The sequence below is a fragment of the Methylotenera versatilis 79 genome (assembly GCF_000384375.1).
In the GTDB taxonomy this organism is placed as follows: Bacteria; Pseudomonadota; Gammaproteobacteria; order Burkholderiales; family Methylophilaceae; genus Methylotenera_A; species Methylotenera_A versatilis_B.
In genome coordinates this window covers 1966658-1981776 of record NZ_ARVX01000001.1, presented here as the reverse complement: position 1 = coordinate 1981776, position 15119 = coordinate 1966658, and the positions used below count along the sequence as shown (strand labels likewise).

Genomic DNA, 15119 nt, shown 5'->3' with positions numbered 1-15119 from the left:
TTAACAGTATAGAGTTAACTGTTGATATTGAGTAATATGTCGCATCAGTACTTATTAAGTTAATATCATTTAACATCGTCAAATGCATATTTATGCTATAAAGTTAATATTAGAATTAACTTTATTTTCGTACCAATAATTAAAAATGATTGATATAAAAAACGAAAAAGTAGAAGTTGCACGATTGGCGCTTGGCATGTATGTGGCGGAGCTTGATAGGCCTTGGATAGACACGCCTTTTATGTTGCAAGGTTTTTTACTGGATGATCAAGCTGATATAGACACTTTGGTGTCTATTTGTCAGTTTGTTTATGTTGACCGGACTAGATCGGCAGGCGACCAGTTCATTGCGCCAGATAAAATTAAGACAGCCATCACACGTGAAGGCTCAGTGGTCAAATTAAAAAATCCGAGCAGTATTCTTTCCGACAAACAAACCTATAGTAGCAAGCCCGCACCACCAGCCAATAAAACATCTTTTTTAGATATTTTAAAAGAGGTGAAAAACTATCAGCCACAACAAAATGCTGCGTCTAATAATCAAAATAATCCTGGTGACAGCACAGTATTTAACATGCGCCATGGTGCAAATACTGCGGCACAAGAAGCACTTCCTTACAATAATCAATCGTCTCAGTCCAATCAAAAATCTGTTACCCAGCAATTAGCTGAGGATCTGAGTGGTTTTATTACCGGTTTGTTTAAGCACAATAAATTTAAAAACACGACTAACGATCCTACTGATGCAAAAACGAAATCAGCAGCCATAGACGATGGTTATAGAATCACCATTTATGAAGAAGATCCGCCCGTTGAAAATGAAATTGCAGCCATAACACCTGTTTATGAGCAATCTCAAATTGCAACACGCGATATTTTTCAATCGGTCGCTAATGAACAACATCTTGATTTAACGGCTGTTAGTGAGATTTTGGACAGTATGGTAGAAAGTATTGGGCGTACGCCAGATGCTTTGTTATGGCTGGCTAAACTCAAAAAAACAGATGATTACGCTTATAACCATGCTTTAAATGTTTCTATAACATTGATGGCTTTCGGTAATTTTTTAGCCTTGTCAAAAAAACAAATTAAAGAATTAGGCTTAGCTGGTTTATTGCAAGATGTGGGTAAAGTTAAAATATCTGCGGATATTTTATTAAAAGAAGGCAAGCTGACACGTGAAGAATATGAACATGCTAAAAAACACGTCGATGAAAGCCTTAAGATATTAGAAACCACTCCAAATATACCCAACACCACCATATTTTTGGTGGCACAACACCATGAGCGCATTGATGGTAGCGGCTACCCTTACCAGTTAAAAGGTAATCAAATTGGTTTGGTCTCGCAAATTGCCGGATTAATTGACACTTATTGTGCATTAACTAGCCACAAAAGCTATGCCAAAGGTGTATTTCATCAACAGGCTTTGGATGAAATACATCAATTAAGCGGCAAACAATTTAGTGCAGAATTGATCGATCAATTAGTACAGTTTATGGGTATGTACCCTGTCAGTTCTTTAGTAGAACTCAATACTGGCGAGGTCGCTGTGGTGATACAGCAAAATCAGGTAAGAAGATTATTGCCGCGACTGATGTTATTACTAGACCACGCAAAGGTTCGTTACGATGCACCTGTCATGTTGAATTTACTCAACAATCCCGTTACGGCTTCTGGGGAACCTTACAAAATTGTGAATAGCCTTGCGCCAGATAGTTACGGCTTAAATCCAAATGATTTTTATCTTTAATTGCCTGCTTATGAACATCAAGTCCATGAATATTAATATCGAATTTAATGGATAGCATGCTCACAAATAGCCTGATGATAGATAACCTTCGCAATCAAGAGTCTTCTGTATCTGAACCGCCATTGGAAATTGAAATCACCTATTCTGAGCAACAGATTGCGCACAAACTACAACATTATTCACTCAATCAACAGAGCTTATTTACCCATCTAAAAATCAATTCTAAAGTCTTAAAAAACTGCGCTATTTCGAAAAAAAATCATGACAATCTAAGTTTAGTCGAGCTTAAAAATGCGCTGCAAGTTTGGCCAAAAATTACAAACTTAAGTCACTTTTCACAACAAATTAATCAACTGATATTTTTATGGTTAAGTGCTATTCAAAACGGTGAATATGTAGAAAACGTGCTTAACTGCCTAAGTTGTATTGAGTGTAAGTCATTATTTAGTCAGGACAATACGGCAAAACTGCATTTATTTCTATTTGATCTATTTGCAGAAACGACGCAACAATATCAACAAAATCAGCTGGATTATTCACTTAATTTTGATGCACATACCCAATTACCTAATGCGAATCAAATATTAACTATTGTAGAAAAAACGATTGAACAAGCAAGCAATAATCAATTGATCGCTTTATTTTCGATCCAATTTCAAATTGCCAGGAATAGCCCTATTTTTTCGCATATCGTTACCAATAACTTAAGCAAAAAAATCGCATCCATTCTCAAACAAAATATTTCAACAGACATTATTTTGTTTCATAGCGGAAATTTACAGTTTGATTTATTGATACCCAATTTAACTAATAGCAGCCACCTTAACCTGCTTGCAGCAAAGATAAATCGTGCCTTTGAAGAGATTTTGGTTATACAGAATGACTCTGTACTTGTTACACCGTTTGCTGGTGTTGCTGTGTTGCAAAATAGTACAGAAAATAGTCTGCATTTATACGAAAATGCAAAATCAGCATTAGAAAATGCCATCGCCAAGCATCAGCAGTTTGTCAAATATTCCGAGTTAATAGAACAAGAGTTACAGCAACAAAACGATTTAGAAAACAAAGTGTTAGATGCTTTTTCAACAGATAACTTAACACTTTTTTTTCAGCCAATTATTGATCTTGATCGCTCGATTTGTTCGGGTGCTGAATTATTATTACGCTGGTCGAATGACACGGGACAGAACATTTATCCAAGTGTGACGATTGAAATCTTAAATAAAGTGGGTAAGGGAAAGTTATTCACACGCTGGTTGATTAACTCTGCTTGTCGATACGCCAGCGAATTAATACATGAACACAATTTATCCATTTATTTAACCATTAACTTACGTGCTGAAGATTTATACGACATCGAATTACCGCACTTATTATTACAGGTAATGGCATTGTGGAAAATTTCACCGCAAGACATCGTGTTAGAAATCACAGAAAACGGTTTTTTAGAATATAACGAAACCTCACAATCGGTTATTCAATCCTTATCTGATAACGGTTTTAGGCTGGCTTTGGACGATTTTGGTACAGGATTCTCCTCTCTGTCACGATTACGCACGATGCCAATTGATTTAATTAAAATCGATCAATCCTTCGTGCGCGATATCAAGCATTCAGCGGATGATTTTGAAATCGTCAATTCCATCGCCATGCTGGCGAATAGTTTGGGTAAAGAGGTGCTGGCTGAAGGCGTTGAAGATAAAGATTGCCTAGATTTGATCAAAAAGATGAAAATCCATAAATGCCAGGGCTATTATTTTGCGAAACCACTGCCTTTTGAAGAGTTTGTGGTGTGGGCAAAACAGCACCAATCCGCCTAATGTTATAATACGTAAATGCAAATCACCACTCGTTTAGAATTTGATACAGGTCATCGTATTCCTTGTCACAAAAGCCAATGTCGCAACTTACATGGCCACCGCTATGCCATAGAAATCACTTTATCCGGCGATATTATTGCGCAAGATAATTTATCAGAAAGTGGCATGGTGATGGATTTTTCGGATGTAAAACGTATTGCGCGTGAAAGCGTCGTGGATGTTTGGGATCATGCGTTTTTAGTGTTTAAAGACGATTCCGAAGTGCTTAACTTTTTGAATTCAATGCCAAACCACAAAACAGTAGTGTTTCCAACAGTACCAACAGCTGAAAATATGGCGGCAGAAGCGTTCAAAATTTTAAAAGGTCAATACAAAGATACTTATGGCAATCACTTAAAATTGGAGCGCGTTAGGCTCTATGAAACGCCGAATAACTGGGCAGATGCGTTAGGTTAATTCAACAATCTGAGTATTTATTAAGCGTTAATTAAAGTTCTATTGTTTGCATGACATGCCGCAAACCTTGTTGCCAAGTCGGCAACTCAACATTAAATACTTGTTTTAATTTCTGATTATCTAAACTTGAATTAGTTGGCCGTGCAGCTGGCGTTGGATAATCCGCAGTGGTAATCGGCATGATATTTCCCACAGTTGTTTTGAGTGGCGGCCAATTTTTACTAGGTGCTAATTGGTTATACTCATCGACAATCGCAGCACTAAAACCATGCCAAGAAGTTCTACCTTGGTTAGTTAAGTGATAAACACCCGTCTGATTTAAGTTTTCTGGATTCCAAGCCGTTAATAAGGAAATAACAGCGTCTGCAATGCTTTCGTTACTGGTGGGTGCGCCATATTGATCTGCAACAATACTTAAATTTTCACGCTCACTTGCCAAGCGCAGAATCGTCTTTAGAAAGTTTTTACCATAAGCACCATATACCCAGCTCGTACGCAAAATCAAATGTGGCAAACCTACCGAACGGATTGCATCTTCACCAGCAAGTTTACTTTTGCCATAAATACTTAACGGATTAACTGCGTCAGCTTCTATGTAAGCACTGGTTTTTGAGCCGTCATAAACATAATCTGTTGAAAAATGAATCAGCGCCGCATTCATCTTGGCAGCTTCTTCAGCTAAGATTTGCGGTGCAATCGCATTAATCGCGAAAGCCAAACCAGGCTCTGTTTCAGCTTTATCTACCGCCGTATAAGCTGCTGGATTAATGATTAAATCTGGCTGAATACTTTGCACAACGCGGCGAATGGCTTGTGCATCACTTAAATCTAATTGTTCACGACTTAATGCAAAGACTTCTTGATCTATCAGTTTTTTTTGCAGTGCGTAACCTACTTGCCCGTTCACACCAGTGAGTAAAATCTTTTTCATTGGATTGATAAGTAATTAATCAAACTTTTTAGTATCTTGCAAGCTTAAACCGGCACTATCTTTAGTTGATAATATTGGCGAAGCTTGTAAAGGCCATTCGATTGCGATCGCTGGATCATCCCATTTTAAGCAACACTCATGCTGCGGTGAATAAAAATCAGTTGTTTTATATAAAAATTCCGCAATTTCTGACAGCACTAAAAAACCATGTGCAAACCCTGGTGGAATCCACATTTGACGTTTATTTTCGCCAGATAAATGCGTACTTTCCCATTGCCCAAAAGTTGGTGAAGATTGACGTAAATCAACCGCAACATCAAATACTTCACCCTGCGTTACACGCACTAATTTACCTTGAGCTTGTTCAATTTGATAATGTAAGCCGCGCAACACGTTTTTAGCTGATTTTGAATGGTTATCCTGCACGAAATTTACATTTAAACCTGTCGCTTGCTCAAACACTTTTGCATTAAAACTTTCAAAGAAAAAACCTCTTTCATCACCGAATACTTTGGGCTCAAAAATAATCACATCTGGAATGCTGGTTTTAACAATTTGCATTAAAAGACTCGCTCTTTCAGCAATAGTTTGAGATATTGCCCATAGCCATTTTTGGCGTATTTATTCGCCAGCACTTCCAGTCTAGATGCATCGATAAAGCCCATACGATAGGCAATTTCTTCAGGACAGGCGATTTTTAATCCCTGGCGTTTTTCAATCGTTTGAATGAAAGTACCAGCCTCTAATAATGACTCATGCGTACCAGTATCCAGCCAAGCCATGCCGCGACCCATTACTTCTACTTGTAAATCGCCCCACTCTAAATATTGACGATTGACATCAGTAATTTCCAACTCGCCGCGTGCAGATGGCTTCATATTTTTGGCGATATCGATCACGCGATTATCGTAAAAATACAAGCCAGTTACCGCATAGCGAGATTTAGGCTGTTGAGGCTTTTCTTCTAGACTCACTGCTTTACCAGCCATGTCGAATTCAACCACACCATAACGCTCTGGATCATGTACAGGATAAGCAAAAACAGTAGCCCCTTGCGTGCGTTTTGCTGCATTTTGCGTCATTAAGGCTAATTCGTGACCGTAAAAAATATTATCGCCAAGCACCAACGCACAAGGGTCACTGCCAATAAACTTCTCACCAATAATAAACGCTTGAGCTAAACCATCTGGTGAAGGTTGTACTGCGTATTGAATATCCATGCCCCATTGCGTGCCATCGCCTAACAGTTCTTTAAAACGCGGCGTGTCTTGCGGGGTGGAAATAATCAACACCTCGCGTATGCCGGCTAACATCAATGCAGACAGTGGGTAATAAATCATCGGCTTATCGTATACAGGCAGCAGCTGTTTAGACACGACTTGCGTCACTGGATACAGGCGCGTGCCTGAGCCGCCGGCTAAAACGATGCCTTTCATCGACTTTTTCTCGTTTACCATTATGCTAATTCCTCACCACGTTCTTGGTAGTTTTGATTGACCCAGTTTTTATATTCGCCGCTGGTTACATTATTCACCCAATCCTGATGGGTTAAGTACCAAGTGACTGTTTTTTGAATACCTGTTTCAAAGGTTTCGGCAGGCTTCCAACCCAACTCTCGTTCAATTTTAGTCGCATCGATCGCATAGCGCTGGTCATGTCCAGGTCTATCTGTCACATAAGTAATTTGGTCACGATAACTACCTGATTGCTTTGGTTTTTCACGATCAAGCATATCGCATAATGTATGTACCACTTCTAAATTGGTCTTTTCGTTCCAGCCACCAATATTATATGTTTCGCCGACTTTTCCTGCTTCCAACACACGACGAATCGCACTGCAATGATCTTCTACAAATAGCCAATCGCGTACATTGCTACCATTACCATAAATCGGTAATGGTTTGCTATTAAGCGCATTGTGAATAACCAATGGAATCAATTTTTCTGGGAAATGATACGGTCCGTAATTATTAGAACAGTTGGTCGTCAGCATCGGCATGCCATAAGTATGATGATAAGCACGCACCAAATGATCAGAAGCCGCTTTAGAGGCTGAATAAGGACTATTAGGCTCGTATGGATTGGTTTCTTTGAATGCTGGGTCTGTCGTACTTAAAGAACCATAAACTTCATCCGTAGACACATGTAAGAATCTAAAACTATTTTTATCTGCATCACTTAAATCATTCCAATAGGCACGCGCAGCTTCCAATAGATTGAATGTACCCACAATATTGGTTTGAATGAATTCACCTGGCGCATGAATCGAACGATCCACATGGCTTTCAGCTGCAAAATTGACTATTGCACGCGGTTGATATTTTTTTAAAAGCTTATCGACAATCGTTCTATCGCCGATATCGCCCTGTACAAATATATGCTGCGAATTTTCTTGTATATCTGCTAAGTTGGCTAAGTTACCCGCATAGGTCAGCTTATCTAAATTGACACACTGTCCATGCTCGCCCTTTACCCAATTTAAAACAAAATTACTGCCAATAAAACCTGCGCCGCCTGTGACGATGATGCAATTTTTCATCTGATTAAAACCTAACTTAAATAACTACTTAATTGTAAAAAATCTATTATTTAGCAATTCATTTATGCACAAAATGCTGTCTAATCACATCACTTAATTACCTAAACTAAATTGCCAAGACTAAATCACCAAACCTTAGCGCCTGATTTAATAAGGCTATTTACATATTCTTGATGTGCATCTAACTCAGTTACATCCGCTTGCAACACTTTTAGCACTCTTGATTTACTATCACCAGTAACTACTTGCATCGCTGGCTGAGTCTGCACTAAATCCATCATCAGACTATCTTGGCCACGCGTCATGGCCATATACACTTCGGCTAGCAATTCAGCATCCAACAGCGCGCCATGCAGCGTACGCCTAGCATTGTCAATGCCAAAATGGCGACACAAAGCATCTAAGTTATTGCGCTGCCCTGGACGTGAATCTTTCGCCATTCTCAACGTATCAGTAATTTTATCGCAAAAGGTCTCAATTGGCTGTAGCCCAATATGGCCAAGCTCGCTGTTTAAAAAGCCAACATCAAATGGAGCATTATGGATAATTAATTCTGAACCACGAATAAAATTGAGAAATTCTTCTGCAATTGCCGGGAAAAGTGGTTTATCTTGAAGAAATTCAAGCGTGATTCCATGCACTTCTTGCGCAGCAGGGTCGATTTCACGTTGCGGATTTAAATACATATGAAAATGCTGATGGGTGGGACGACGATTAATCATCTCAATCGCAGCGATTTCAATAATCCGATGACCTTGGGCTGGATATAAACCCGTGGTTTCAGTATCTAAAAATATTTGGCGCATGACTTGTATTATTCGATTTCAATTTTGTATATTCGGTTTTATTTAATTCAGTGATTATTTAATTTGCACGATTTTTATTACAGGTTTTTTATGGCGTTATTAACCATATTTTTGTTATAAAAATGCTACAACACCTTCATTTGCAAGCGCGTCTGCGCGTTCATTTCCTGCATTACCCGCGTGTCCCTTCACCCAAATCCATTCTATTTTGTGTTGATTGGCCAATACGTCTAGCACTTTCCATAAATCATCATTCTTCACTGGTTTTTTGTCAGCAGTGCGCCAATTACGCGCTTTCCAGCCAACAATCCACTCACTAATGCCTTTTTGCACATAAGATGAGTCGGTATAAACTTTCACATCGCACGGCTTTTTCAACGCTTCTAAAGCGCGTATCACTGCCGTTAACTCCATGCGATTATTAGTGGTCAGTTTTTCGCCGCCGCTTAAGGTTTTCTCTTTGCCGTCATACATTAACCATGCGCCCCAACCGCCTGGACCTGGGTTTCCTTTACAAGCGCCGTCTGCGTAAATCTCTACTATATTATTCATAATTATTTGTATTCAATGACTATTCTTTTTGCTGTTTTTGGTGTTGGTGCGGCTTAGTTTTTTGCGAGTGATTAACTGCCAACCGAGATTTTAACGAATTTTTCTTCCAATTGGGTTTTAAAAGCGTCATATTAACAACACGTTTTTTAGCCACAATAAAATAAACACCACCCATCATTGGCCACCATTGATCGCCCAACTTATCCATAAATGTGAAGCGATTCAGCCATTTTTGATTGTTAATCGGCGGCTCATAACAATGCATCTCACCACTGATAAATTCCAAGCCCAGTAAGGCCAGCCAATCTTTAATACGTGATAAAGTAAAAAATTGTCCATTCCACGGATAATCGTCGTCTTGAGTGAGTGCATATTTTAAACCCCAAGCGCTAATGGGATTAAAGCCCGTTAAAATCAAATGCCCCTCTGGCACCAGTACGCGCTCTGCCTCACGCAATGTTTGATGCGGATTTTCACTAAACTCCAATACATGCGGCAAGCAAATTAAATCAATACAACTCTCTGCAAACGGCAGATAATCACTTTCGCACAACACCTCACCCGCACTATTGCCCACATGCATCACATGCGGAATGCGTGAGTTCTTGAGTGTATCCATTTGCTGCAAGCCAAGCTGCACCGCATTAAATCCAAATATATCCCCCACTTTTTTATCATACATGTCTTGCTCATGGCTCAACAAATATTGACCTAATGTGGTAGATAACCAGTTATTTTGCTGTTCTAAACGCATGCTTTATTGTGTATTTAATGATTGACAAATAATCCCATCAAGCTAAATATGCAGTTCAACCTTTCAAAACGTGATTAATATTCGCGACCATTTTCATTGATTAAACATGCTGCATATCATTCCTATTCCTGCTTTTACCGACAATTATATATGGCTTTTGCACAACAAAAACCATGCCGTAGTAATTGACCCAGGTGATGCGCAACCAGTGATCGATGCGCTTAAAAAAAATCATCTGAAACTCAGTGCCATTTTGATTACACATCATCATAACGACCATATTGGCGGTGTCAGCAAATTGCTTGAATATGCGCATGCAAAGGTTTACGCACCTAAATATGAGACTTTTGCTTTCAAGCATATTGCGCTTGCTGAAAACGATCTGGTTGATTTACCTGAAATTGATTTAAATTTTCGCGTGATGTGGTTGCCAGGCCATACACTCGGCCATATTGCTTATTACAATGATGACCTTCTGTTTTGCGGAGATACCTTATTTAGTGCAGGTTGTGGGCGGTTATTTGAAGGTACGCCAGAGCAAATGTTGCGATCACTTAACCAATTAAAACAATTAAATTCTGCAACAAAAGTCTATTGCACGCATGAATACACAGCTAAGAATATTGCCTTTGCATTAACTCTAGAACCAGATAACGAAAAATTAATTGCCAGACAGGCAATTGTCGAAAGATTACGTGACCAACAATTACCCAGTTTACCGAGTACGATTGAATTAGAGCTTGAAATCAATCCATTCTTACGTTGTAACCAAACCACAATTCGGCAAAACTCTCAAGCCAAAACGAGTGATGAATTAGCAGTTTTTACTACGATCAGAGCGTTAAGAAACCATTATTAATCATCAACATAACACTCAATAATCAAGTGGAACTTTTACTTGACTAATGCGCTGTCGGTCGTTACCATGCAATACAGTTTTGCTGTAAAAGCCTTACCCTGTAGAAGGCTTAATCTAGCTAAAAGCGTTACCTTGTTATCGTTATTTAGTGACTTATTTAGTAACTTAAGCTTAAAAGTAAATGTTAGGAACAAATATCAAAACGATTCAATTAATCACGCAGGCGAAATTAAAGCAGCAGAAATTAATTGCCAACTTGTTTGGCTTGTTTTTATTAGCCTGTAGTACATCTTATTCAAATTTTGCAATTGCTGATACCAATGTAGCGGGTGTAGAAATTGAAGTCATCACAGATACTGTAGACAGTAATTTAGTCGGCGACCCTGTTCAGGATTTTTTAACCGATGTTGAAGGTGACGATTCTAACCAACTCGGCTATCAAGAAAATCCGGATACGCGCAATGATTTATGGGCGCGCATTAAAGATGGTTATGCGATACCTAATATTCAATCGCAATACACCACTAATCATGAAGCTTGGTATGCCGCGCGTCCTGATTACATCAAACGTATGTTGGATCGCAGCCAAAAATACCTATTCCATATTGTGGAAGAAGTTGAAAAGCGCGGCATGCCAACCGAGATTGCTCTATTGCCGATGATTGAAAGTGCATTTAATCCGCAAGCTTATTCTACAAGTTCTGCATCTGGTATTTGGCAATTCATCCCCTCTACAGGCAAACATTTTGGTCTACAACAAACTTGGTGGGTTGACAATCGGCGCGATGTAACAGCTGCCACCAGCGCAGCACTGACTTATTTACAAAAATTACATAGCATGTTTGGTACTTGGGATTTAGCGTTAGCTGCTTACAATGCTGGCGAAGGAACAGTACAACGCGCAATTGACAAAAATCGCCGCCAAGGTTTACCCACGGATTACCAAAGCTTAAGCTTGCCGCCAGAAACAATGAACTATGTGCCGAAATTACAGGCCATGAAAAACATCATTACTCATCCCGAGCAGTTTGGTTTAAAAATCGGCTCCATTCCTAATCGACCTTATTTTGCACGCGTGACAACGCCTAAACAAATCGACGCTAAATTAGCTGCAGAATTAGCTGAAGTTTCATTTGAAGAATTCAGCTCGCTAAACCCCAGTTATAACCGCCCAGTCATTACATCAACGGGTGAAAAACATCAGCTATTATTACCTGTTTGGGCTGCTGAACGCTTTGTGACTAATCTTGCCAACTATGATAAACCGCTGACGAATTGGCAAACTTACAACGTCAAACGTGGTGAACGCATGGACAATATTGCGAAAAAATTTGGCATTAATGTGGGGCAATTACGTAATGTCAACGGCTTATCTTCATCGCAGAAAATGCGCACCTCTCAAGCCATTTTGGTACCTGCTATTTACAACGACAAAACGGATAGCAATCTGATTAACGTTGCGGAATTAGAACAAAACAATCATTTTTCAGATGAAAATGTAACCAATATTGAACCTAAACATCCCGCTGTACACAAAGTTAAAAAAGGCGATACACTACAAGCGCTAGCAAATAAATATGACACTACTAGCAAAATGTTGATTAGGATTAATCAGTTAAAAAATAGCACTTTAAAAGTTGGACAAACTATTCTGTTAACAAATGCCAGATTCAGCACAAATACAAAAGCTTCAACAAGTAAAAGCACCAGCACTAGAAAGAAATTCACGGTTAAGCCTCGTGTTAATAGCAAGAGCAAATCATCACGACATGTAAAAGCGCATTCTAATATTCGAATAAGATAAAGACTCAAAAATAACTATTTTAAGAATAACTATTTAGATCGAATATTAAAGCTAAGCACTATTCACTTATAAATTTACGCTCTTTTAATAACGGTTTAATCATGAGAAATGCTTTTTTATGTTCCAAAACGTTCGATTAAACTTATTTTTTCTCCAACTACCAATCTACGCATTGTGTATCTCTACCCTACTTTCTTGCGGTAAATCAATCGAAGATAACACCGATTACAATAAACAATACCCAGCTGAAGCAGGCGGCACGTTTATTGACGCTTCAACAGCGGAACCCTCTGGCTTGATTTCCATGGTTGCTGGTGAGTCTGCTTCTAGTGCTATTTCTGGCAACATTTTTAACAAATTACTTAAGTACGATAAAAATCTAGACCTAGAAGGAGAGTTAGCCGAAAGCTGGGACGTATCAGCCGATCAAAAGACTATCACGTTCAAGCTTAAACCTAATCTAAAATGGGCAGATGGAAAGCCTTTAACCAGCCAAGACGTATTGTTTACTTGGAAGCTGGTCATCGATGAAAAAACCCGTAGTCCGTACGCTTCTGACTATCAATTGGTTAAAAGTGCGACTGCGCCAGATGCATCAACTTTCAGTGTGACCTATGATCAAGCTTATGCCCCTGCGCTGGATAGCTGGGCTGGTTTACAAGTTTTGCCAAAACATTTGCTTGAGGGTCAAGACATTCACACCACCTCATTTGCGCGCAACCCGGTTGGGAGTCATTACTACAAACTAGATAATTGGACACATGGCGAGAATATTAAGCTATCTCGCAATCCAACTTCGGTTTTGGGCCCTGCCAAGATAGATAAATTAGTAACACGCATCATTCCTGATAATTCCGCTCAGTTTTTAGAGTTAATGGCGGATAACATTGATAGCATGGGTTTAGATCCGATTAAATACTCACGCATTATTCCTGCTAGACCAGAACTGCAAAAAAAATTGGCTTTATACAAAGAGCTGGGCAACAGTTATACCTATATGGGTTTTAATCTCAAACACAAACCTTTTGATGATATCCGTGTGCGCAAAGCGATCAACTATGCGATTGATAAACAGGAAATTATCGATGGCGTTTATTTGGGCTTAGGCATTAATATTGCCTCACCATATAAGCCTGGAACACGTTGGAGTAACCCTGATTTAAAACCTTATGCTTATGATCCTAACAAAGCTAAAGCGCTATTGAAAGAAGCCGGGTTTGTAGATACTGACGGTGATGGTATTTTAGAGCGTGATGGCAAACCCTTTGCTTTTGAAATCATCACCAATCAAAATAAAGAGCGTGAAAAATCAGCTGTGTTAATTCAACGCAGGTTGAAAGATATTGGTATAGACGTGCAAATTCGTGCTATTGAATGGGCCAGCTTTATTAGCCGATTTATTAAAACAGGCGACTTCGATGTGGTGGTTTTAGGCTGGGGCTTAAGCTTGGATCCTGACCAATTTAGTATCTGGCATTCCACTCAAAATCAGCCGGGACAATTTAATTTCATCGGCTACAATAATCCAACAATTGACAAATTATTGGAGCAAGGCAGACTGGAATTGGATATCGATAAACGCATGAAGATTTATCATGAGTTTGCCAAGGTATTATTAGAGGATAGCCCGATAGTTTATTTATCTGCTGGCTATGGCTTGACAGCAATTCATAAACGCGTCAAAGGTATCGATTCGCCTGCACCGCCGGCTGGCATAGGCTACAATTCACATGAATGGTATATTCCTACACCACTTAGACGTGTGGAAACAGAACGCTCACAAACTGGACTCAAAGAGATCACAGCAGATTAACATCCATTATGCTTAAATATTTAATCAAACGCGTGTTATGGATGATCCCACTGATGATTGGTATCAGTTTAATTTCATTCTTTATCATGCATCTAGCACCTGGTGACATCACAAATAATGAAGCGGCATTTAATCCAAAAGTGTCTGAAGAATCGCGTCTAAAACTACGTGAACTATACAATTTAGACAAACCAGTGATTGTGCAATATGGTTTATGGCTGAAACGCATGGGTACGCTGGATTTCGGTAACTCATTCGCATCACATCAAAAACCTGTCTTTTGGCAAACGACTGATAAAGATGGCAACGTGACCAAAGGCATGATTCAAGAGGCCTTGCCAATCACATTAATGATTAATATTTTGGGCTTAATTATTACGTTAAGTTTGGCGATTCCACTAGGGATTATCGCGGCGCGTAAATATACACTTTGGCAAGATAAATCCATCACTCTGTTTAATTTTATTGGTTTTTCAATCCCAGGCTTTTGGCTGTCTTTGTTGTTGATGTATTGGTTAGGCGTAATGAATAATTGGCTACCAATTTCAGGCTTACATAGCATTAACTATGAGTCATTAGATACTTGGGCTAAGATCAAAGATAGCGTCAGTCACCTTATTTTGCCTGTGATTATTCCTTCGGTAACAGGTTTGGCTGGCATTACCTTATTTGTCAAAAATGGCATGTTAGATGTTTTCCATCAAGACTACATTACTACTGCGCGTGCAAAAGGTTTGAATGAGCATCAAGTCGTTTATACGCATGCACTACGCAATGCATTGTTACCTCTAATCACGATTATCGGACTATCTATTCCCGGCTTGATTGGCGGCTCTGTGATTGCAGAAACGATTTTCGCCATTCCAGGTATGGGCAAATTGTTTTTCGACAGTGTGATGATGCGCGATTTCCCCGTGATTATGGGCATATTAACCATCGGATCAGCGCTGACTTTAATCGGCAATCTATTGGCAGATATTGCCTATGCATGGGCTGACCCACGTGTGCGACGTGGTGTGGTTAGAGAATAAT

14 protein-coding genes are annotated in these 15119 nt (G+C 39.2%); 7 read left to right on the top strand and 7 right to left on the bottom strand.

Annotation, left to right across the window (positions count from 1 at the left end; genetic code table 11):
• Positions 1-145: 145 nt before the first annotated feature.
• The 3 genes from METVE_RS0109590 to queD all read left to right on the top strand — a co-directional run bounded on the left by METVE_RS0109590 (position 146) and on the right by queD (position 4029).
• Positions 146-1753, top strand: coding sequence for an HD-GYP domain-containing protein (locus METVE_RS0109590; protein ID WP_020168259.1), 1608 nt, complete (start codon positions 146-148; stop codon positions 1751-1753).
• A 74-nt stretch (positions 1754-1827) separates the two neighbouring features.
• The gene (locus METVE_RS0109585) at positions 1828-3573 is read left to right on the top strand and encodes a GGDEF domain-containing phosphodiesterase (protein WP_232415301.1); all 1746 of its coding nucleotides are present in this window, start codon (positions 1828-1830) and stop codon (positions 3571-3573) included.
• Between the two features lie 15 nt (positions 3574-3588).
• Positions 3589-4029 (top strand): 6-carboxytetrahydropterin synthase QueD, encoded by a 441-nt coding sequence (gene queD, locus METVE_RS0109580; protein WP_020168257.1) that lies wholly within the window; start codon positions 3589-3591, stop codon positions 4027-4029.
• 31 nt (positions 4030-4060) lie between these two features.
• Here queD and rfbD read toward each other — a convergent pair whose 3' ends face one another.
• The 7 genes from rfbD to METVE_RS0109545 all read right to left on the bottom strand — a co-directional run bounded on the left by rfbD (position 4061) and on the right by METVE_RS0109545 (position 9611).
• Complete coding sequence (gene rfbD / locus METVE_RS0109575) at positions 4061-4960, bottom strand: dTDP-4-dehydrorhamnose reductase (protein WP_020168256.1); 900 nt, start codon at positions 4958-4960, stop codon at positions 4061-4063.
• Between the two features lie 15 nt (positions 4961-4975).
• The gene (gene rfbC, locus METVE_RS0109570) at positions 4976-5521 is read right to left on the bottom strand and encodes a dTDP-4-dehydrorhamnose 3,5-epimerase (protein ID WP_020168255.1); all 546 of its coding nucleotides are present in this window, start codon (positions 5519-5521) and stop codon (positions 4976-4978) included.
• Positions 5521-6396: a glucose-1-phosphate thymidylyltransferase RfbA gene (rfbA, locus tag METVE_RS0109565; RefSeq protein WP_020168254.1), complete on the bottom strand. Its 876-nt coding sequence runs from the start codon at positions 6394-6396 to the stop codon at positions 5521-5523. Before rfbA ends, rfbC begins: the two co-directional genes overlap by 1 nt.
• A 20-nt stretch (positions 6397-6416) precedes the next feature.
• Positions 6417-7499, bottom strand: coding sequence for a dTDP-glucose 4,6-dehydratase (gene rfbB, locus METVE_RS0109560; RefSeq protein WP_020168253.1), 1083 nt, complete (start codon positions 7497-7499; stop codon positions 6417-6419).
• A 125-nt stretch (positions 7500-7624) separates the two neighbouring features.
• Positions 7625-8305, bottom strand: a complete 681-nt coding sequence (dnaQ, locus tag METVE_RS0109555; RefSeq protein ID WP_020168252.1) for a DNA polymerase III subunit epsilon — start codon at positions 8303-8305, stop codon at positions 7625-7627.
• A gap of 114 nt (positions 8306-8419) precedes the next feature.
• Positions 8420-8857 (bottom strand): ribonuclease HI, encoded by a 438-nt coding sequence (gene rnhA / locus METVE_RS0109550; protein ID WP_020168251.1) that lies wholly within the window; start codon positions 8855-8857, stop codon positions 8420-8422.
• A 19-nt stretch (positions 8858-8876) separates the two neighbouring features.
• On the bottom strand, positions 8877-9611 hold the full coding sequence (locus METVE_RS0109545; protein ID WP_020168250.1) for a class I SAM-dependent methyltransferase: 735 nt from the start codon (positions 9609-9611) through the stop codon (positions 8877-8879).
• A 106-nt stretch (positions 9612-9717) separates the two neighbouring features.
• Between METVE_RS0109545 and gloB the strand changes: the two genes are divergently transcribed.
• From gloB to METVE_RS0109525, 4 genes are all read left to right on the top strand, one after another.
• Positions 9718-10470 carry a hydroxyacylglutathione hydrolase gene (gene gloB, locus METVE_RS0109540; protein ID WP_020168249.1) on the top strand — a complete coding sequence of 251 codons (753 nt, stop codon included), beginning with the start codon at positions 9718-9720 and terminating at the stop codon, positions 10468-10470.
• Between the two features lie 181 nt (positions 10471-10651).
• Positions 10652-12274, top strand: a complete 1623-nt coding sequence (locus tag METVE_RS0109535; protein ID WP_020168248.1) for a transglycosylase SLT domain-containing protein — start codon at positions 10652-10654, stop codon at positions 12272-12274.
• A 118-nt stretch (positions 12275-12392) separates the two neighbouring features.
• Positions 12393-14087 carry a peptide-binding protein gene (locus METVE_RS0109530; protein WP_232496450.1) on the top strand — a complete coding sequence of 565 codons (1695 nt, stop codon included), beginning with the start codon at positions 12393-12395 and terminating at the stop codon, positions 14085-14087.
• 8 nt (positions 14088-14095) lie between these two features.
• A complete protein-coding gene (locus METVE_RS0109525) occupies positions 14096-15118 on the top strand; it encodes an ABC transporter permease (protein ID WP_020168246.1) in 1023 nt (340 codons plus the stop codon).
• Position 15119 lies beyond the last annotated feature (1 nt).

Bases quoted from the DNA above. Each gene is read 5' to 3' on its own strand.
- METVE_RS0109525 (WP_020168246.1), top strand. From the start codon at position 14,096: ATGCTTAAATATTTAATCAAACGCGTGTTATGGATGATCCCACTGATG.
- queD (WP_020168257.1), top strand. From the start codon at position 3,589: ATGCAAATCACCACTCGTTTAGAATTTGATACAGGTCATCGTATTCCT.
- rfbA (WP_020168254.1), bottom strand. From the start codon at position 6,396: ATGAAAGGCATCGTTTTAGCCGGCGGCTCAGGCACGCGCCTGTATCCA.
- METVE_RS0109535 (WP_020168248.1), top strand. From the start codon at position 10,652: ATGTTAGGAACAAATATCAAAACGATTCAATTAATCACGCAGGCGAAA.
- METVE_RS0109585 (WP_232415301.1), top strand. From the start codon at position 1,828: ATGATAGATAACCTTCGCAATCAAGAGTCTTCTGTATCTGAACCGCCA.
- rnhA (WP_020168251.1), bottom strand. From the start codon at position 8,857: ATGAATAATATAGTAGAGATTTACGCAGACGGCGCTTGTAAAGGAAAC.
- rfbC (WP_020168255.1), bottom strand. From the start codon at position 5,521: ATGCAAATTGTTAAAACCAGCATTCCAGATGTGATTATTTTTGAGCCC.
- rfbB (WP_020168253.1), bottom strand. From the start codon at position 7,499: ATGAAAAATTGCATCATCGTCACAGGCGGCGCAGGTTTTATTGGCAGT.
- METVE_RS0109590 (WP_020168259.1), top strand. From the start codon at position 146: ATGATTGATATAAAAAACGAAAAAGTAGAAGTTGCACGATTGGCGCTT.
- METVE_RS0109545 (WP_020168250.1), bottom strand. From the start codon at position 9,611: ATGCGTTTAGAACAGCAAAATAACTGGTTATCTACCACATTAGGTCAA.
- rfbD (WP_020168256.1), bottom strand. From the start codon at position 4,960: ATGAAAAAGATTTTACTCACTGGTGTGAACGGGCAAGTAGGTTACGCA.
- gloB (WP_020168249.1), top strand. From the start codon at position 9,718: ATGCTGCATATCATTCCTATTCCTGCTTTTACCGACAATTATATATGG.
- dnaQ (WP_020168252.1), bottom strand. From the start codon at position 8,305: ATGCGCCAAATATTTTTAGATACTGAAACCACGGGTTTATATCCAGCC.
- METVE_RS0109530 (WP_232496450.1), top strand. From the start codon at position 12,393: ATGTTCCAAAACGTTCGATTAAACTTATTTTTTCTCCAACTACCAATC.